Annotated in this window: 18 protein-coding genes, 3 pseudogenes and 1 other annotated feature; of the genes and pseudogenes, 16 read left to right on the top strand and 5 right to left on the bottom strand. The window is 46.7% G+C overall.

The features are described 5' to 3' along the window. The first annotated feature begins 8 nt into the window (after positions 1-8). The 6 genes and pseudogenes from MOB98_RS04245 to MOB98_RS04270 all read left to right on the top strand — a co-directional run. Positions 9-710, top strand: a complete 702-nt coding sequence (locus MOB98_RS04245) for a FadR/GntR family transcriptional regulator (protein WP_268358547.1) — start codon at positions 9-11, stop codon at positions 708-710. A 93-nt stretch (positions 711-803) separates the two neighbouring features. Beyond that, positions 804-2,336, top strand: a complete 1,533-nt coding sequence (garD, locus tag MOB98_RS04250; RefSeq protein ID WP_268358549.1) for a galactarate dehydratase — start codon at positions 804-806, stop codon at positions 2,334-2,336. Positions 2,337-2,603: 267 nt separating this feature from the next. Next, positions 2,604-3,533 carry a macrolide 2'-phosphotransferase MphK gene (gene mphK / locus MOB98_RS04255; protein WP_268358555.1) on the top strand — a complete coding sequence of 310 codons (930 nt, stop codon included), beginning with the start codon at positions 2,604-2,606 and terminating at the stop codon, positions 3,531-3,533. A 49-nt stretch (positions 3,534-3,582) separates the two neighbouring features. Then, positions 3,583-3,830 (top strand) — a binding site (T-box leader). 95 nt (positions 3,831-3,925) lie between these two features. After that, positions 3,926-4,087, top strand: a complete 162-nt coding sequence (rtpA, locus tag MOB98_RS04260; RefSeq protein ID WP_268358558.1) for an anti-TRAP regulator — start codon at positions 3,926-3,928, stop codon at positions 4,085-4,087. Positions 4,088-4,107: 20 nt separating this feature from the next. Next, positions 4,108-5,046, top strand: coding sequence for a DMT family transporter (locus MOB98_RS04265; protein ID WP_268358561.1), 939 nt, complete (start codon positions 4,108-4,110; stop codon positions 5,044-5,046). A gap of 126 nt (positions 5,047-5,172) precedes the next feature. Beyond that, positions 5,173-5,421: pseudogene (locus tag MOB98_RS04270) on the top strand (ABC transporter permease); the annotation flags it as partial. On the opposite strand, the gene MOB98_RS04275 reads toward MOB98_RS04270, so the two are convergent. Next, positions 5,382-5,516: a hypothetical protein gene (locus MOB98_RS04275; RefSeq protein WP_268358563.1), complete on the bottom strand. Its 135-nt coding sequence runs from the start codon at positions 5,514-5,516 to the stop codon at positions 5,382-5,384. The pseudogene MOB98_RS04270 and the gene MOB98_RS04275 sit on opposite strands and share 40 nt — an antisense overlap. Beyond that, positions 5,476-5,862, bottom strand: a complete 387-nt coding sequence (locus tag MOB98_RS04280; protein ID WP_268358565.1) for a YndM family protein — start codon at positions 5,860-5,862, stop codon at positions 5,476-5,478. The genes MOB98_RS04275 and MOB98_RS04280 overlap by 41 nt, the downstream gene beginning before the upstream one ends. Before the next feature lie 111 nt (positions 5,863-5,973). On the opposite strand from MOB98_RS04280, the gene MOB98_RS04285 reads away from it, so the two are divergent. From MOB98_RS04285 to tatC, 7 genes and pseudogenes are all read left to right on the top strand, one after another. Continuing rightward, positions 5,974-7,191 (top strand): serpin family protein, encoded by a 1,218-nt coding sequence (locus MOB98_RS04285; RefSeq protein ID WP_268358567.1) that lies wholly within the window; start codon positions 5,974-5,976, stop codon positions 7,189-7,191. Positions 7,192-7,274: 83 nt separating this feature from the next. Beyond that, on the top strand, positions 7,275-7,703 hold the full coding sequence (gene cwlJ, locus MOB98_RS04290; protein ID WP_268358570.1) for a cell wall hydrolase CwlJ: 429 nt from the start codon (positions 7,275-7,277) through the stop codon (positions 7,701-7,703). A 108-nt stretch (positions 7,704-7,811) separates the two neighbouring features. Then, positions 7,812-8,545: pseudogene (locus MOB98_RS04295) on the top strand (vWA domain-containing protein). A 75-nt stretch (positions 8,546-8,620) separates the two neighbouring features. Then, the gene (locus MOB98_RS04300) at positions 8,621-8,797 is read left to right on the top strand and encodes a hypothetical protein (RefSeq protein ID WP_268367198.1); all 177 of its coding nucleotides are present in this window, start codon (positions 8,621-8,623) and stop codon (positions 8,795-8,797) included. Positions 8,798-8,815: 18 nt separating this feature from the next. Continuing rightward, positions 8,816-10,567 carry an alkaline phosphatase PhoD gene (phoD, locus tag MOB98_RS04305; protein ID WP_268367197.1) on the top strand — a complete coding sequence of 584 codons (1,752 nt, stop codon included), beginning with the start codon at positions 8,816-8,818 and terminating at the stop codon, positions 10,565-10,567. Positions 10,568-10,580: 13 nt separating this feature from the next. Then, entirely contained in the window at positions 10,581-10,793 is a 213-nt protein-coding gene (gene tatAD, locus MOB98_RS04310; RefSeq protein WP_003223835.1) for a sec-independent protein translocase protein TatAD, read from the top strand. Between the two features lie 60 nt (positions 10,794-10,853). Then, positions 10,854-11,582 carry a twin-arginine translocase subunit TatC gene (tatC, locus tag MOB98_RS04315; protein ID WP_268367196.1) on the top strand — a complete coding sequence of 243 codons (729 nt, stop codon included), beginning with the start codon at positions 10,854-10,856 and terminating at the stop codon, positions 11,580-11,582. Here the strand turns inward: tatC and pcp are convergent. Beyond that, on the bottom strand, positions 11,579-12,226 hold the full coding sequence (gene pcp / locus MOB98_RS04320; protein WP_268367195.1) for a pyroglutamyl-peptidase I: 648 nt from the start codon (positions 12,224-12,226) through the stop codon (positions 11,579-11,581). The two genes, tatC and pcp, sit on opposite strands and share 4 nt — an antisense overlap. Positions 12,227-12,305: 79 nt before the next feature. Here pcp and MOB98_RS04325 point away from each other — a divergent pair, with 79 nt between their 5' ends. After that, complete coding sequence (locus MOB98_RS04325; RefSeq protein WP_268367194.1) at positions 12,306-13,409, top strand: aminotransferase class V-fold PLP-dependent enzyme; 1,104 nt, start codon at positions 12,306-12,308, stop codon at positions 13,407-13,409. Between the two features lie 42 nt (positions 13,410-13,451). Here MOB98_RS04325 and lmr(B) read toward each other — a convergent pair whose 3' ends face one another. After that, positions 13,452-14,885, bottom strand: a complete 1,434-nt coding sequence (gene lmr(B) / locus MOB98_RS04330) for a lincomycin efflux MFS transporter Lmr(B) (protein WP_268367193.1) — start codon at positions 14,883-14,885, stop codon at positions 13,452-13,454. Between the two features lie 61 nt (positions 14,886-14,946). After that, a complete protein-coding gene (locus MOB98_RS04335) occupies positions 14,947-15,513 on the bottom strand; it encodes a TetR/AcrR family transcriptional regulator (RefSeq protein WP_268367192.1) in 567 nt (188 codons plus the stop codon). 185 nt (positions 15,514-15,698) lie between these two features. On the opposite strand from MOB98_RS04335, the pseudogene MOB98_RS04340 reads away from it, so the two are divergent. Then, positions 15,699-16,832, top strand: a pseudogene (locus MOB98_RS04340) (type II asparaginase). 159 nt (positions 16,833-16,991) lie between these two features. Further along, positions 16,992-17,630: an esterase/lipase family protein gene (locus MOB98_RS04345; RefSeq protein ID WP_268367191.1), complete on the top strand. Its 639-nt coding sequence runs from the start codon at positions 16,992-16,994 to the stop codon at positions 17,628-17,630. Positions 17,631-17,944: the final 314 nt, after the last annotated feature.

The raw sequence follows: 17,944 nt of genomic DNA on the forward strand, positions 1-17,944 counted from the left end.
AGTTGTTCGTGTACGAAGGTTTAGAAGATCTGAAAGTCGATACAGTCAATCGGAAAACGTTAGCCAAGCAGGTCATTGAACGGATTGTCCATTTATTATCGAGCGGACAGTTAAAGGCCGGTGACAAATTGCCGACAGAAATGGAACTGATGGACATTTTGCATGTCAGCAGGCCGGTGCTTCGCGAGGCCCTCAGCTCACTAGAGACACTGGGTGTGATTACGAGGAAAACCAGAGGCGGCACGTATTTTAACGACAAAATCGGCATGCAGCCATTTTCCGTCATGCTTGCCTTGGCCACTGATAATCTTCCGGCGATTATTGAAGCGCGGATGGCGTTAGAACTCGGACTTGTAACGATAGCCGCGGAAAAAATCAATGAGGATGAGCTTCAGCGTTTGCAGAAGACGATTGACGATATCGCCAACAGCACTGACAATCTTTATGGTGAAGCAGATAAAGAATTCCATCGAATTATAGCGTTAAGTGCCAATAATCCCGTTGTCGAAGGGATGATTCAATCCCTGCTGATCACCCATGCGAAAATTGACAGTCAGATTCCGTACAGGGAGAGAGATGTAACGGTCGAATACCACAAAAAAATCTATGACGCTCTTGCCAAAAGAGACCCGTACAAAGCGCATTACCACATGTATGAGCATTTGAAATTTGTCCGTGACAAAATTCTGAAGGGTATAGATGATCAATAATTGTAGAGACAGCCGCAGTTGGAACGTAAGATCTGCGGCTTTTTTTGAACCGATTTAGAAAACGCTTACTATGATATGAGGAGTGATTTTCTGATGGCGATGAACCTCAGGCAGAACCAAGCGCCCCTTTACATCAAAGTGAATGAAACAGATAACACGGCGATTATTGTCAATGATGGAGGACTGCCAAAGGGCACTGTGTTTTCATGCGGCCTTGTGCTTGAAGAGGATGTCCCCCAAGGCCATAAGGTGGCCTTAATCGACCTGAATCAAGGGGATGAGATTGTCCGTTACAGAGAGGTGATCGGGTTTGCTGATGAGACGATCAAACGCGGGAGCTGGATTCGGGAAGACCTCGTGAGAATGCCCGCTCCCCCGGATTTAGATGATCTTCCACTTGCAAACAGAGTGGCCAAACCGCAGCCGCCTCTTGAAGGCTACACGTTTGAAGGATATCGAAATCCGGACGGCAGTGCGGGGACAAAAAATATTCTTGGTATTACCACAAGTGTTCAATGTGTCGTTGGCGTTTTGGATTATGCGGTCAAACGGATAAAAGAAGAGCTGCTGCCGAAATATCCAAATGTCGATGATGTTGTGCCGCTGCATCATCAATACGGCTGCGGTGTGGCGATCAACGCGCCGGACGCCGTCATTCCGATTCGTACGATTCAAAATCTCGCGAAGCATCCAAACTTCGGCGGGGAAGTAATGGTCATCGGATTGGGATGTGAAAAGCTTCTCCCGGCAATAATTGCGCCTCAAAATCACGAAGACATCCTATCACTCCAGGATCATCAAGGTTTTGCGGCGATGATTCAATCCATTTTGGAAATGGCGGAGGAACGGTTAATCAGGCTGAACAGCAGAACCCGGGTGTCATGCCCTGTTTCGGATCTGGTTATCGGCCTGCAATGCGGCGGCAGTGATGCGTTTTCCGGCGTGACGGCGAACCCTGCCGTGGGGTATGCGGCTGATTTATTGGTTCGCGCAGGTGCAACGGTTTTGTTTTCTGAAGTGACAGAGGTGCGGGATGCGATTCATTTATTAACGCCACGGGCTGTCAGTGAAGAGGTCGGACATTCGCTGATTAAAGAGATGAAGTGGTATGACCGCTATCTTGGGCGGGGGGAGGCGGACCGAAGCGCGAATCCTTCGCCAGGCAATAAAAAAGGCGGATTATCCAATGTGGTAGAAAAGGCGTTAGGATCGGTAGCCAAATCAGGCACAAGCCCTATCTCCGGCGTGCTCGGCCCAGGCGAAAAGGCAGAGCAAAAAGGCCTGCTGTTCGCGGCGACACCGGCAAGCGATTTTGTGTGCGGAACTCTCCAGCTGGCGGCAGGAATGAATCTGCAGGTGTTTACGACAGGAAGGGGAACACCGTACGGCTTGGCTGCTGCACCGGTGCTGAAAGTATCAACAAGGCATTCCTTATCAGAGCATTGGGCGGATTTAATCGATATCAATGCCGGACGAATTGCAACAGGTGAAGCCAGTATAGAAGACGTAGGCTGGGAGATCTTTAGGACGATTCTGGATGTGGCGAGCGGCCGCAAGCAAACGTGGGCAGACCGTTGGGGCCTTCATAATGATTTGTGCTTGTTTAATCCCGCCCCAGTGACTTGAATCATTGTTCTAGAAGATTGAAATTGGAATATGATAATCTACGTATAAAGAACGGAGGGGTTACCGCATGGCATTCATGAGATTCCGATTGAAACGAATTCAATAGTGAACGACTCTCGCCTGAATGCGGAGAATCGGGATGGATCTGCCTATGTATAGCCCTTATACTTTGTCATAAAAGAGGGTGGCGATGCTGCCCCTCTTTTTTGTGCCTTTCACACATTCCTTCTCTCTATGGCAGGCGGAACATGGGAAAGGGGAAAAAAGATGACAAACCAAAATGAGAAACAGCTTATTCATGAGATTGTGGCACTTGCACGCAACCAGGGGCTTGCGGTTCACTCCGAAAACGCGCAATTGAATGAAACGGGAATGGATTTTCAAGTTGTATTTGCCAAGGACGACACAGGTATGCCGTGGGTGCTGCGAAAGCCGCGGCGAGATGATGTTGTGGAAAGAGCAGCTTCAGAAGGCAGAACGCTTGCCTTTCTCCGGACAATTCTTACAGCTGATGTGCCGGATTGGAGAGTTCATACACCGGAATTGATCGCTTACCCTATGTTAAAAGGAACACCGGCTGCTGGGATTGACTTGGAACAGAAACAGTATGTATGGAATATGAATCATCAGCCGCCATCAGACCATTTTATACGGACACTTGCCAAGATACTGGCTGAATTACATGGAATGAACCCAGCAGACGCTGGCCAATCTGGTATAAACGTGATGAGTCCGGAAGAAGTCAGGCGAAACACAGCTGAAACTATGGATGACGTAAAGAACACGCTTGGAGTGTCTGAACAGCTTTGGCAAAGATGGCAAACATGGATAAATGATGATGCATACTGGCCAGGTTTCTCCGTGCTGATACACGGCGATCTCCATCCGCCGCATATCCTTATCAATCAAAATGAACACGTTACAGGCCTTCTGGATTGGACAGAAGCAAAGGTCGCCGATCCAGCCAAAGATTTTATCTTTTATCAAATGCTGTTCGGGGAAGAGGAAACCGCGCGTTTGCTTGAATACTATCATCAAGCAGGCGGCCGCATATGGGCAAAAATACAGGAACACATCTCAGAGATGCAGGCGGCATATCCGCTGGAAGTTGCCAAATTTGCTCTGCAGACACAGCAGGAGGAGCACATCAATATGGCACTGGAAGAACTTGGCGTAAAAAATCGGATTAAAAATTGACTTCTCTAAATTAACAGAGTATTATAACATTTAGTAACAAAAGAACGGATCAACAATCGTGAGGAAGAGTAAGTACGCATCAGTGTGGAGGTTCAGAGAGTCGGTGGCAGCTGTGAACCGATCCTTCCCTGATGCCGAATGGGCTTCTGAATTGCTTTGCTGAACGGATAGTAGGCGATGCCGGGATTCTCTCCCCGTTACCAAGAGAGGAGTATCGAAACGGATGTTTTCTGTACTGAGAGTGAACGGCTGTATAGCTGTTAATAAAGGTGGTACCGCGAGACCCTCGTCCTTTGCATAGGACGGGGGTTTTTGTGTTTCTTAAAGGAGGTGACGGCCAATGGATGATGGCTGGTGGTGCATTGCAGATGAATAAGAAAGGAGGATGTCAAATGGTTATTGCAACAGATGATCTTGAGGCCGCATGTCCCAAATGTGAAAGATCGGGAGAAATCGAAGGAACACCTTGCCCGGCCTGCAGCGGGAAAGGTGTTATTCTGACGGCTCAAGGATATACGCTTCTGGATTTTATCCAAAAGCATTTAAATAAGTAAAGGAGAATAGCTGAGCTGAGATGAGATTAGAAGAGCAGAGTAAGCTTCGCGAGGCCGCAGCAGGTACGGTTTTTTTGTTGATCGGAACGGTTTGTTTTGCGTCTAAGTCAATTTGGATTAAATGGGCTTACCAAATGGGTGCTGAGCCAGATGCCGTGCTGCTATACAGGCAGCTGATGGCTGTTCCGCTGTTTTGGCTGATTTTTTTGATATACCGTCCACCAATGCCAGACGGTAAGAAAAAAGGAGACCTATGGAAGGCTTGTGGGGCGGGAGTGTTTTGTTTTTTTCTGTCTCCCTTGCTTGATTTTATTGGGCTGAACCATGTATCCGCAATGGTTGAACGTATATTGCTGATGAGCTGTCCGTTGTTTGTGTTTGGATTCACCACGTGTCGTGACCTGAAAATGGGTTCAATTCAGGACCTTTTCGCCATGCTGGCGGTCATGTTCGGCCTTTTCTTTGCGCTCGGAGGCTGGAATGCTGAGCTTTTTCAGGCGAATAGCATTGGAGCTGTATTGATTTTGTTGTCTTCGGCAGTCTATGCTGGTTATCTTGTCCTTTCCGGGCATCTCGTCCATCAAATCGGCGGCATCCGTCTCAATGCATACGGGATGACGGCAGCCGGAGCGGCCATGATGCTTTACACAGGCATTAAGGCGGCGATCGGCATGAATACGCCAATGACAGCATATCCGCTTGCTGTGTACGGTTTATTTGTGTTCATCGCAGTCGTCTCTACTGTGATTCCATTTGTGCTGATGCTTGAGGGCATAAAACGAATCGGGGCACTGCGAGCTGCCAGTATTTCAATGGCAGGGCCTGTCCTGACGATTTTCTTTGGAGCCTTATTTCTTGGTGAGCGGCTCCAGCTTACTCAAACCATTGGATGCGCAGCCGTATTTATTATCATAACGGGCATGGAATATAGAAAACTGAAAACAGGTAAAAATGAGTAATTTTTGTAAAACACACACGTTTTTCAATTACAATAAGTGTAATTACGTGTGTGTGTTTTGATTTTGCAAAGGGTAGGTGAGAAGATGCAGCGCATATTGCTAGTAGAAGACGACCACTCTATCGGTGAAAAGGTAAAAATGGCGGTTTTCGCTTTTGGCGCCGCTGGAACCAGTTTAGTTCCCATCTTTTTTGGGATGCGTAAACACTCAGTTCCGGCGACCATCATTTCGTCTGTAGTGATTGTGATGCTCATCAGTTCAACAAACCCCGGTTTCTCCATATCGTCTGTTGTGTATATCCCATTATCTTTGGCGGCATTCGGTTTGTTTTTTTCCTACATGGCGATCAGGAACGCGGACAAGCAGGATGCGTAAACAAAGGCACCCAATATGTAAAAACGGCCGATGCTGTCAGCACCGGCCCTCCCGTTATGAATCTGTTCTTGTTTCAAGATAATGCTTCTTGCCAATCTCTTTGCTCATCATATAGAAATGGAAGCAATATTCACCGATTGCCATGGCGATTGCACCGAATAAAGCTGCCAATGCAACTTCACCGCCAGTCATCCCCATAGAAAGCGGCATGCCCATCAGCCAAATGACAAGAAAGGCCAGACCGAAATCAGCCAAAGTCGCAATCATATTATTCCATCTTGGCAATACATAAAGATCGCCCAGCAAATATGAAATAATTCCTAACACAAGTGTCATTAAGATCGTATCACCAAACGTGAAACCAAAGCCCAGGCCAAGCACCAGATACAGCACAATAATTGTCATAATACCTTTAATCGCGAGCGCTTTCACATGTGTCATTCTAAAGTTCCTCCTTCTGTCATTTATTTGTTATGTATGATTCCTCAAATGCAGAAAGTTAAACCTTATATTGTGTTTTTATTGTCCGTATAAAAGGAGTGAATCGTTTGTATGAAAGGCAAGATGTTCACGGTGATGATGATGTTTATGCTTTTCGGAGGCGGGTGCAGGCCTGCTGAAGAGCCGGTATCAACTGCTCATTCTGCAAAAAACAAAGCCTACAATATTCATGAGCGTTTTATTGAAGCGGAGCGTGAATTCGGAACCGAATTGTTTAAAAGCATGTCAGATAAAGATGTAATGGACAATTTGTTAATCTCCCCATACAGCTTGCAGCAGCTGCTGGTAATGACTGCAAATGGAGCGGAGGGAAACACATTAAAAGAAATCAAAGCTGCTTTATATTTATCAGGTCTTCATGACAGCAGCATCAATGAGTCATCGCTGGCGCTTATGAAAAGATTCGAGTCTTTGCCTGAAGGTGATCTCCTGACGGCCAATGCAGTATGGACAAGCCTTGAACCCAGATCTGGCTTTAAACAAACGCTTAAACAATTCTACTCTGGGAGTGTCTTCAAGATGGATGGCAATATTCAGACTGCAAAGAACTCAATCAACCAGTGGACAGCACAGCAAACAAAAGGTCATATTGACGACATAGCGGATCGTCTTTCACCAGAAGCTGTTTCGCTTTTGGTAAACGCCGTCTACTTTCAAGAAAAGTGGTCGCTGCCGTTTGACCGGCAGTTGACGGCTGAGGAGCATTTTCTTCTGCCTGACGGCTCTTCCAAAAAACTGCCGATGATGAGGCAGTCTGCACGCCTTGCTTATTTAGAAAATGAACTGCTCCAAGCAGTCAAGCTTCCATATGAAGATCAGCAGCTTTCTTTCACTTTATTTCTGCCGAAGATAAAGCCGGCTTCTTTCTTGTCTCTCTTCACGTATCAAAACATAAAAGCATGGGACACCGCATTTCAGCCAAAAACAGTGAAGCTGAGCCTGCCCCGTTTTACGCTGAAAGGAAAGTATAACGTAAAACATGCTCTTCGCGATATGGGGATGAAATCCGTCTTTTCTGATGCTGACTTTTCCAGAATGTTTACTGAAGGCCGCGGTGTTTCAATCGATGATGTAAATCATCATACGTTTATCAAGGTGGATGAAGCAGGAGCCGAGGCTGCAGCTGCCTCGACAGCAGAAATTGTTGAGTCGGCAGCGCTCGCGCCAGATGTTATCTTGACGGCGAACCGCCCATTCTTCTTCGCCATCACAGATGAACAAACAACTAGCCTTTTGTTTTTAGGCTTTTTCGCAAATCCGAATGAATAAATTTATAAACTTCATCCTGTCCCCCCGTCATCACTTTTGAAGTAATGAAATATGATGAAAGGAGATTAAGGGGAGGTGACGTGATGGCGGTCGTGAGAGCAACGAGTGCGGATGTCGATTTGCTGGCAAGGCTGCTCAGAGCTGAAGCGGAAGGCGAAGGCAAGCAGGGGATGCTGCTTGTCGGCAACGTGGGAATTAATCGGCTGCGGGCGAATTGCTCAGATTTTAAAGGCCTCCGCACCATTAGGCAGATGATTTTTCAGCCGCACGCGTTTGAGGCTGTGACTCATGGATATTTTTATCAAAGAGCTCGGGATAGCGAGCGTGCCCTTGCACGGCGGTCGATTAATGGTGAAAGACGCTGGCCGGCAAAATTTAGTTTGTGGTACTTCAGGCCGGAGGGAGACTGTCCAGCCCAGTGGTATAACCAGCCGTTTGTGGCCAGATTTAAGTCTCACTGCTTTTATCAGCCGACGGCCGAGACGTGTGAAAATGTATATAACACATTTTAGAGACAGGACGCCGTTCACATTGAACGGTGTTTTTCTTTTGAAAAGAGATGCTATGGAAAATCTTCCTGTGAGAGAATCGAAGAAAAAAGAGCTGACGGAGATGACAGAATGGCCACAATTGATTTGCAAAAGAAAAGTGTAAAGATCGTACTGGAAAAAAAGCAATTAACGAAGGTGACGGCTCGTGTCGGATTGGTGCTTGATATTACGGGTTCAATGAGAACGCTCTATAAAAATGGGACGGTTCAAAACGTGGTGGAGCGGATTTTGGCGGTGGCTGACCAGTTTGATGATAACGGTTTGCTGGATGTATGGGTGTATGATAGTGAATTCTCCCGATTAAAGCCAGTCTCTGAAAAAGATTTTTCTGGATATGTCGATCTGAAATTTTGAATAATGACCATTTGCATAAATTCGGAAGAAATGATGAGCCGCCGGTTATGAAAGACGTACTGCGCAAATATGTCGTGGAGGAACCGAGTCCCTATCCCGCTTTCATCGTTTTTATCAATGACGGAGGCTGTAAAAAGTCGATCAAACCGATCATTGAAGCATCCTCTGATAAATCGGTGTTCTGGCAGTTTGTCGGCGTCGGAAACGGAAACTGCGATTTTCTCCATACATTGGATACGTTAGAAGAGCGTGTCGTGGATAACACGAACTTCCTGCATATCGAAGAGATTGACCGCATTTCTGATGATGAGCTTTATGACGCCCTGCTTACTGAATTTCCATTTTGGCTGAAAGATGCGAAGGAAAAAGGAATTGTAAGAGATCAAGAGCCTCCTGTTGAAAAGCCGAAAAAGAAGGGCTTTTTCAGCCGATTGTTTTCAAAATACTGATACAGCACTGAGTCATTCTGCAAAATGGCTCGGTGTTTTTGTTTTTTTAAGATCATGTGAAGAAAAATAGTCCGAATGGGCGGCTTGCAAACGACAGGATATGCAGAAAATGCGTCATTTAGACAGCTTTCGGCATGTTTCAGCGGCAGGTGTGTGAGGGAAGACCTGTTTTTGATGTTCAGCGCTTACAATCGGTTCACACTTCTTCACAGTCGTTTAACAATGATTTCCTATAATGAAGGCGATCAATGAGAAGAGAGGGGATCTTAAATGGCATACGACAGTCGTTTTGATGAATGGGTACAGAAACTGAAAGAGGAAAGCTTTCAAAACAATACGTTTGACCGCCGCAAATTTATTCAAGGAGCGGGGAAAATTGCAGGTCTTTCTCTTGGATTAACCATTGCTCAGTCAGTTGGGGCGTTTGAAGTAAATGCTGCCCCTAAATTCTCGAGCTATCCATTTACGTTAGGGGTCGCGTCTGGAGATCCGCTTTCTGACAGTGTCGTACTCTGGACACGTCTGGCGCCAGATCCGCTGAATGGCGGGGGAATGCCGAACAAGGCGGTTCCAGTCAAATGGGAAGTCGCAAAGGATGAGCATTTCCGCAAGATCGTGAGAAAGGGCACTGAAATGGCCAAACCAAGTCTTGCCCACTCCGTGCACGTGGAAGCGGACGGGCTTGAGCCGAACAAAGTGTACTATTACCGTTTCAAAACCGGGCATGAACTAAGCCCTGTCGGTAAAACAAAAACCCTTCCTGCGCCTGGTGCCAATGTGCCGAAAATGACCTTTGCGTTCGCTTCCTGCCAGCAATATGAGCATGGCTATTATACGGCCTACAAGCATATGGCGAAGGAAAAGCTTGATCTTGTCTTCCATCTCGGTGATTACATATATGAATACGGGCCAAATGAATATGTATCAAAAACAGGCAATGTCCGCACGCACAGTAGCGCGGAAATCATCACGCTGCAGGACTATCGGAACCGTCATGCCCAATACCGCTCTGACGCCAATTTGAAAGCTGCACATGCGGCGTTCCCTTGGGTTGTAACATGGGATGACCATGAAGTCGAAAACAACTATGCCAATAAAATACCGGAAAAAGGACAGTCGGTTGAAGCATTCGTGCTCCGCCGCGCGGCGGCATATCAGGCGTACTATGAACATATGCCGCTCCGCATCTCCTCTCTGCCGAATGGCCCGGATATGCAGCTGTACAGGCACTTTACGTACGGAAACCTGGCATCCTTCAATGTTCTTGATACCCGCCAGTACAGGGATGACCAAGCTAATAATGACGGCAATAAGCCGCCTTCTGATGAATCGCGTAATCCGAACCGGACCCTGTTAGGAAAAGAACAGGAACAGTGGCTCTTCAACAATTTGAGCAGCTCGACAGCTCACTGGAATGTGCTGGCACAGCAGATTTTCTTTGCGAAGTGGAATTTCGGGACAAGCGCAAGCCCGATCTACAGCATGGATTCTTGGGACGGTTATCCGGCTCAGCGCGAACGGGTCATCAATTTCATTAAAAGTAAAAATCTAAATAATGTTGTTGTGCTGACAGGTGATGTACACGCAAGCTGGGCATCAAATCTGCACGTCGACTTTGAGAAGACAAGTTCAAAAATTTTCGGGGCTGAATTTGTCGGAACCTCGATCACTTCCGGAGGGAATGGCGCGGATAAGCGGGCGGATACAGACCAAATTTTAAAAGAAAATCCGCATATTAAGTTCTTTAACGACTATCGCGGATATGTCCGCTGTACCGTAACGCCTCACCAGTGGAAAGCTGATTATCGTGTAATGCCGTTTGTGACAGAACCGGGCGCCGCCATTTCAACACGGGCTTCATTCGTCTACCAAAAAGACCAAACCGGATTGAGAAAGGTTTCCTCCACAACAATTCAAGGCGGGGTGAAGCAATCCAATGAGGTTGAAGAGGATCGTTTCTTTGCACACAATAAAGCCCATGAAAAACAAATGATTAAGAAACGGGCAAAAATTACGAATTAAGGAGTGAAAAAACATGTTTTCAAACATTGGTATACCGGGCTTGATTCTGATCTTTGTCATCGCCCTCATTATTTTTGGCCCTTCCAAGCTGCCGGAAATCGGGCGTGCCGCCGGACGGACATTGCTGGAATTTAAAAGCGCCACAAAATCACTTGTGTCTGGTGATGAAAAAGAAGAAAAATCAGCTGAGCTGACAGCGGTAAAGCAGGACAAAAACGCGGGCTGAGTGCTGATGAGGCAGACACCGGGTCTGCCTCTTTTTTTATGAAAGGGAGGGCTTTTTTGAATGGATAAAAAAGAAACCCATCTGATCGGGCATTTAGAAGAGCTTCGCCGCCGGATTATCATAACTCTCGCGGCATTTCTTCTATTTCTCATCACGGCTTTTTTATTTGTACAGGACATTTATGACTGGCTGATCAGAGACCTAGACGGAAAGCTGGCTGTGCTTGGCCCGAGTGAAATCCTCTGGGTGTACATGATGCTTTCCGGCATTTGTGCCATTGCGGCTACCATCCCTGTTGCAGCGTACCAGCTGTGGCGTTTCGTTGCACCGGCGCTCACGAAAACAGAGCGCAAGGTGACGCTCATGTACATACCAGGTTTATTTGCGCTGTTTTTGGCGGGCATCTCCTTCGGATACTTTGTCTTGTTTCCGATCGTACTCAACTTTTTGACTCATTTGTCCTCCGGCCATTTTGAAACGATGTTTACAGCAGACCGCTATTTCAGGTTTATGGTGAATTTGAGCCTGCCATTCGGTTTTCTGTTTGAAATGCCTTTGGTGGTGATGTTCTTAACAAGATTGGGGATTTTAAATCCTTACAGGCTGGCCAAAGCGAGAAAGCTATCCTATTTTCTTCTGATCGTCGTGTCCATATTGATTACACCGCCTGATTTCATTTCTGATTTTCTGGTGATGATCCCGCTGCTGGTCCTGTTTGAAGTAAGTGTCACCCTATCGGCGTTTGTCTACAAAAAGAGGCTGAGGGACGAAACGGCTGCTGCTGCTTAGTGCAGCGTACCACCCGGTGATTTCACATCCTCATCATATTGTGCAGCCGTAACAGCGGCGATCCTCAATGCCCGGACAATCGTGTCTAAGCTGAGGCTCGGCGCTGTTTTATCGATTGTTTGTTCAGGGATGTAAGGGATATGGATAAACCCGCCGCGAATGTTTGGAGCTGTCCGGCTAATATGATCCATTAACCCGTAGAACAAATAGTTGCATACAAAGGTCCCCGCTGTATAGGAAACTGCGGCCGGAATGCCGTTTTCCTTCATTTTTTCAGTCATTCGTTTCACAGGCAGCCCTGTCCAGTAAGCAGCGGGTCCTTCAGGAGAAATCTCTTCATCAATCGGCTGCTGTCCTTCATTATCGGGGATGCGCGCGTCTGCAAGGTTGACCGCCACTCGTTCCGGCGTGATCTGCATCCGCCCTCCGGCTTGGCCGACACAGATCACAATATCCGGCTGATGCTCCTGTATAGCTTGCCGCAGCGTGTCCAGAGCGGTTCTAAAAACAGTCGGAATTTGTACTGCAATGATTATTGCGTCATCCGTTTCAAAGCCATTCATCCGTTTCGCCGCTTCCCATGATGGATTAACGGTTTCTTTGTCAAAAGGGTCGAAGCCTGTGATCAGTACTTTTTTTCTCATCTTGCCATCTCCTTTTTTCTTTTATTCTATTGTTTATTTATGGGTTTTTCATCAAAATAATGAAAAGGAGTGAATCACAATGGAGCATTTGCCGCAGCAGTATCGCCAGCTGTTCCCAATTGTGCAGACACATACCATGCTTGCCAGCTGCTCACAGAGCGCGTTGGCAGAGCCTGTATCAAGGGCGGTCAAAGACTATCATGACAGCCTGCTGCACATGGGGACGAACTGGAATGAAGCGATAGAAAAAACAGAGAGTGCCAGAATCGAGTTTGCGAAGCTGATAGGGGCTGAACCAGATGAAATTGCGATTGTGCCGTCAGTTTCTGATGCGCTCGTTTCTGCAGCATCGTCCTTATCTGTTTTTAGAAAGAAGCATGTTGTGTATACGGAGATGGATTTTCCGGCAGTGTCTCAAGTCTGGCAGGCACAATTGGATTATAACGTATCCGTCATTCCATCAATAGACGGCGTGCTGCCGCTCGAACAATATGAAACGCATATTACGGATGATACAGTGCTGACGTGTGTTCCGCATGTTCATTATCGTGACGGTTCCATTCAGGATGTCAAAGCGGTCGCTGCCATCACAAAGAGAAAGGGTTCTTTGTTATTTGTGGATGCTTATCAATCAGCGGGGCACATTCCCATTGATGTGAAGGAGTGGGGTGTAGATATGCTGGCGGCAGGCACTCGGAAGTATTTGCTTGGTATACCGGGTATGGCGTTTCTTTATGTAAGGAAGGAGCTGGCGGACGCACTGAAGCCGAGAGCATCAGCTTGGTTCGGCAGGGAGAGCGGATTTGATGCGGATTATGCGAAAGGTGCGCGCCGTTTTCAAACGGGCACCCCTGCTTTTATCAGCGTATACGCAGCGGCATCGGCTTTATCATTGCTGAATCATATCGGGGTTTCTCATATCCGGGATCATGTGAAAACGCTCTGTGCCGATGCGTGTCAATATGCTGCTGAAAAAGGCCTGCAGCTGGCGGCGGCACCAGCAGGAGAGCAGCCGGGCATGGTTGCGATTCGGGATGGGCGGGCATCGGAAACGGCGGCGCTGCTGAAGAAGAAAAAAGTGATTTGCGCGCCGCGGGACACTGTCATCCGTCTCGCTCCTCATTTTTATAACACGAAGGATGAAGTGCGCCATGCGATTGATGAAATCGCGCTCCGCATGTAAACATAAAAAAGCCCCTGAACACAATGTCAGGGGCTTTTCATATTAATGATCTACCTTAACTCGCTTCAAGAAGAAAGCGCCAATTAAACCGATAATCGCAACAATCATCGCAAACACAAACGCGTGCTGTACGCCCGCTGTCAAAGCCTGCGGGATGACTGCCGGATCGGCAGGATTTTTGACTGTGCTCATATAATCATGCTGGCCTGCCGCCATAATGCTGACCGCAACCGCTGTTCCGATAGCGCCCGCCATTTGCTGCAGCGTGTTCATGATGGCAGTGCCGTCTGGATAAAACTCGCGCGGAAGCTGGTTTAAACCGTTTGTCTGCGCAGGCATCATGATCATAGAGATCCCGATCATCAAGCAGGTGTGCAGGATGATAATCAGCACAGCTGTTGAAGTGGTTGTGATGTTTGAGAAGAGCCAAAGGACAACAGTGACAATCACAAACCCGGGAATGACAAGCCATTTCGGCCCGTATTTGTCGAACAGACGGCCTGTAACAGGGGACATAAACCCGTTTAAAATGCCGCCCGGCAAGAGAATAAGACCAGAAGCAAATGCCGTCAGGACTAAGCCGCCTTGCAGATACATCGGCAGAAGCAGCATAGATGACAGGATAACCATCATGCAAATGAACACCATGATCACACCCAAAATAAACATCGGGTATTTGAACGCACGCAGGTTCATCATTGGCTGCTTCATCGTCAGCTGGCGGATTGAAAATAGGATAAGACCGACAACCCCGACAATCAGTGAGACGACAACAGTCGGGCTGGACCATCCGCCAGAGCCTTCACCGGCGTTGCTGAATCCGAACACAATGCCGCCGAAACCAATCGTCGATAGGATGATAGATAATACATCAATTTTCGGCTTTGTAATGTCAGATACATTCTGCATGTATGCGATACCGAAAACAAGCGCCAGCACAAGGAACGGAAGAGAAATCCAGAAAATCCAGTGCCAGTTGAGATGCTCCAGAACCAATCCTGAGAAAGTCGGGCCGATGGCTGGCGCGAACATAATGACAAGCCCGATCGTTCCCATCGCCGCGCCCCGTTTATGAGGCGGGAAAATCACCAGGATCGTGTTAAACATCAGCGGCAGTAAAAGCCCGGTGCCGAGCGCCTGAACGACCCTCGCCGCCAATAAAAACGGGAAGCTTGGCGCGAGTGCCGCGATCAAGGTCCCTATAATTGAAAAGATTAGTGACACGGTAAAAAGCTGTCTCGTTGTGAACCATTGCAAGAGCAGTCCTGATACAGGAACGAGGATACCGAGTACAAGCAGGTAGCCTGTCGTTAACCATTGAACAGTTGCTGCTGTTATGTTCAATTCCTTCATGAGATCGGTTAAGGCGATATTCAGCGCCGTTTCACTGAACATGCCGATAAAACCGGCCAACAGCAAGGAAATCATAATCGGCATCACTTTGTATTGCTGAGATGCTTTAGCTGCTGTTTCCACAAATCATTCTCCTCTCTGTGATCTGAATGTATTCATTCAGATCATATAAGTATATCTTTTCTTATTTCTTCAGAAGGGCAGGAATGCGGTTGGAGATTTGAAGGAGCGGTGTGCTGTTTTTTGCTGTCAAAGATAAAAGAATACCGCCTTCAATCATTGCATTAATTACGGTGCTGGCTTCCTTAGCATGGCTCTCGCTGCAGCCTCCCTGCCGCAGTTTTTCCTCATACACAAGGGCCCACTCTTTATAGGCTCCATGGCAGGCTTTCCGCAGCGGTTCGCTTTTCAATGACGTCTCAGCCGCAAGCAAGCCGACAGGCAAGCCTTCAATGTCTTCCGTACATGAAAATTGGCAGGAGAGCTCCCTTAAAAAGGCTTGAATGCCTTCCGCCGGATCCGTGTAGGCTTCCATGCAGTCCGCGATTTTCTGGCGGATATAGTCCTTCATCTCATTCACCGCTTCGATCGCCAGCTGTTCTTTACCGCCTGGAAAGTGGTAGTAAAGAGAGCCTTTAGGCGCGCCGCTTTCCTTAATAATCTGGTTTAGCCCCGTGCCGTAATACCCCTGCAGCTGAAAAAGCCGGGTAGCTGCCGAAAGGATTTTTTCACGGGAATCTCCATAACTCATAGCATTCCCACCTTACTGAATTGCAATCAAAAATATAGTGACTGGTCTATTATCTTGATTCAACCATCAATTGTCAAGAGAAATTCACTGTACGAAAAAACAGAGAGAAAAGCTGACACACCCTTTGACTGGGTAAACGAAATATTCAATGATTAGACATCATAAGAATGTAAGGAGAGAAACGGATGAAAAAACAACGATTGCTCATACTCGCTCTTTTTACCGCATTAGTGCTTGCTTTTACCGGATGCTCACAATCTCCTGCAACAAAGGAACCCCCGAAAGAAAAACAGCAGACACAAAAAGTATCCTCAGCCTCCGCCTCTGGAAAAAAGGACCTGCCAAACATTAAAATCTTAGCGACAGGGGGCACAATTGCAGGGGCGGATAAATCGAAAACCTCAACCACTGAGTATAAAGCAGGTGTCGTTGGCGTTGAATCACTAATCGAGGCTGTTCCGGAAATGAAGGACATTGCGAACGTCAGCGGAGAGCAGATTGTGAACGTCGGCAGCACAAACATTGATAATCACATCCTGCTGAAGCTGGCGAAACGCATTAATAAATTGCTAGATTCAGAAGATGTAGACGGAATCGTCGTGACGCATGGAACCGATACATTGGAAGAAACCGCTTATTTTTTGAACCTCACTGTGAAAAGCGATAAACCGGTTGTTGTCGTCGGTTCGATGAGACCGTCGACAGCCATCAGCGCCGATGGGCCGTCTAACCTGTACAATGCAGTTAAAGTGGCAGGCGCACCTGAGGCAAAAGGAAAAGGGACGCTCGTCGTTCTTAACGACCGCATTGCGTCAGCCCGCTACGTGACCAAAACAAACACAACTGCAACGGATACTTTTCAATCAGAAGAAATGGGATACGTCGGAACGATTGCTGATGATATCTATTTTAATAATGAAATAACCCGCAAGCATACAAAGGATACAGACTTTTCGGTTTCAAACCTTGATCAGCTGCCGCAAGTAGATATTATGTACGGGTACCAAAATGACGGAAGCTACTTGTTTGACGCGGCAGTGAAAGCCGAAGCAAAAGGGATTGTCTACGCTGGTTCAGGGAACGGTTCTTTATCTGACGAAGCGGAAAAAGGAGCGGTCAGCGCAGCCAAAAAAGGCGTCACTGTGGTGCGCTCAACCCGTACGGGAAATGGTATCGTGACACCAAACCAAGACTATGCGGAAAAAGATCTTCTGGCTTCGAACTCTTGAAACCCGCAAAAAGCACGAATATTGCTGATGCTTGCGCTCACTAAAACAGACGATCCTCAAAAAATCCAGGCTTATTTCAACGAATATTAAAGAAAAGAAGGCGAATAAGCCTTCTTTTTTCGGCATTTTAGGACATAAGTTTTCTCTAAACCTTAAAATTTGTTTAAAATAAGTAAGATTTACCCTTTACTTATTCGAAATGGTAAATTAATATAATTGGAGAATTTGTTACAAAAAAAGGAGGATATTATGAAATTTGTAAGAAGTAAGTTCATTGTACTTGTAACAATTTTGATGCTGTCCGTTACATCGCTATTGGCGGTGCAGCCGTCAGCAAAAGCCGCTGAGCACAATCCAGTCGTTATGGTTCACGGGATTGGAGGTGCATCATACAATTTTGCAGGGATAAAGAGCTATCTCGTATCTCAAGGCTGGTCGCGGGACAAGCTGTATGCAGTTGATTTTTGGGACAAGACAGGCACGAATTATAACAATGGCCCGGTATTATCACGATTTGTGCAAAAGGTTTTAGATGAAACAGGTGCGAAAAAAGTGGATATTGTCGCTCACAGCATGGGGGGCGCGAACACACTTTACTACATAAAAAATCTGGACGGCGGAAATAAAATTGAAAACGTCGTAACGCTCGGCGGCGCGAACCGTTTGGTGACAAGCAAGGCGCTTCCGGGAACAGATCCGAATCAAAAGATTTTATACACATCCATTTACAGCAGTGCCGATATGATTGTCATGAATTATTTATCAAAATTAGACGGTGCGAAAAACGTTCAAATTCATGGTGTTGGACACATCGGTTTATTGATGAACAGTCAAGTCAACAGCCTGATTAAAGAAGGGCTGAACGGCGGGGGCCAAAATACAAACTAACGAGATACATAACCTTGAAGATTCCTTTCTTCAAGGTTATTTTTTCTTCGTAAATGCGCCTGCCAACATCACTGCCTCTGTCGACCACATCAAAAACGCATAGATGTGAATCTATATTCAATAATTGGAAAAATAGAAGAGCTAAAATGGGGATAATTTATAAGCCTTGCTTATAAAAGGCAGTGAAAAGTACATCGGTAAATTAGCATAATCACTGGGCTTTTCACATTGCCAAATTCTTTTTTAGCCCGAAACCAAGCCCTCAGAAGTTATTTTTGTTAAAATAGAAAAGTTACAACAGAATTCGGAGGGTT

Source organism: Bacillus sp. N13C7, assembly GCF_026790065.1.
Taxonomy (GTDB): Bacteria; Bacillota; Bacilli; order Bacillales; family Bacillaceae; genus Bacillus.

Coding starts and splice junctions, on each gene's coding strand:
- garD (WP_268358549.1), top strand. CDS start 804: ATGGCGATGAACCTCAGGCAGAACCAAGCGCCCCTTTACATCAAAGTG.
- mphK (WP_268358555.1), top strand. CDS start 2,604: ATGACAAACCAAAATGAGAAACAGCTTATTCATGAGATTGTGGCACTT.
- rtpA (WP_268358558.1), top strand. CDS start 3,926: ATGGTTATTGCAACAGATGATCTTGAGGCCGCATGTCCCAAATGTGAA.
- MOB98_RS04265 (WP_268358561.1), top strand. CDS start 4,108: ATGAGATTAGAAGAGCAGAGTAAGCTTCGCGAGGCCGCAGCAGGTACG.
- MOB98_RS04280 (WP_268358565.1), bottom strand. CDS start 5,862: ATGACACATGTGAAAGCGCTCGCGATTAAAGGTATTATGACAATTATT.
- MOB98_RS04285 (WP_268358567.1), top strand. CDS start 5,974: ATGAAAGGCAAGATGTTCACGGTGATGATGATGTTTATGCTTTTCGGA.
- cwlJ (WP_268358570.1), top strand. CDS start 7,275: ATGGCGGTCGTGAGAGCAACGAGTGCGGATGTCGATTTGCTGGCAAGG.
- MOB98_RS04300 (WP_268367198.1), top strand. CDS start 8,621: ATGGGCGGCTTGCAAACGACAGGATATGCAGAAAATGCGTCATTTAGA.
- phoD (WP_268367197.1), top strand. CDS start 8,816: ATGGCATACGACAGTCGTTTTGATGAATGGGTACAGAAACTGAAAGAG.
- tatAD (WP_003223835.1), top strand. CDS start 10,581: ATGTTTTCAAACATTGGTATACCGGGCTTGATTCTGATCTTTGTCATC.
- tatC (WP_268367196.1), top strand. CDS start 10,854: ATGGATAAAAAAGAAACCCATCTGATCGGGCATTTAGAAGAGCTTCGC.
- pcp (WP_268367195.1), bottom strand. CDS start 12,226: ATGAGAAAAAAAGTACTGATCACAGGCTTCGACCCTTTTGACAAAGAA.
- MOB98_RS04325 (WP_268367194.1), top strand. CDS start 12,306: ATGGAGCATTTGCCGCAGCAGTATCGCCAGCTGTTCCCAATTGTGCAG.
- MOB98_RS04335 (WP_268367192.1), bottom strand. CDS start 15,513: ATGAGTTATGGAGATTCCCGTGAAAAAATCCTTTCGGCAGCTACCCGG.
- MOB98_RS04345 (WP_268367191.1), top strand. CDS start 16,992: ATGAAATTTGTAAGAAGTAAGTTCATTGTACTTGTAACAATTTTGATG.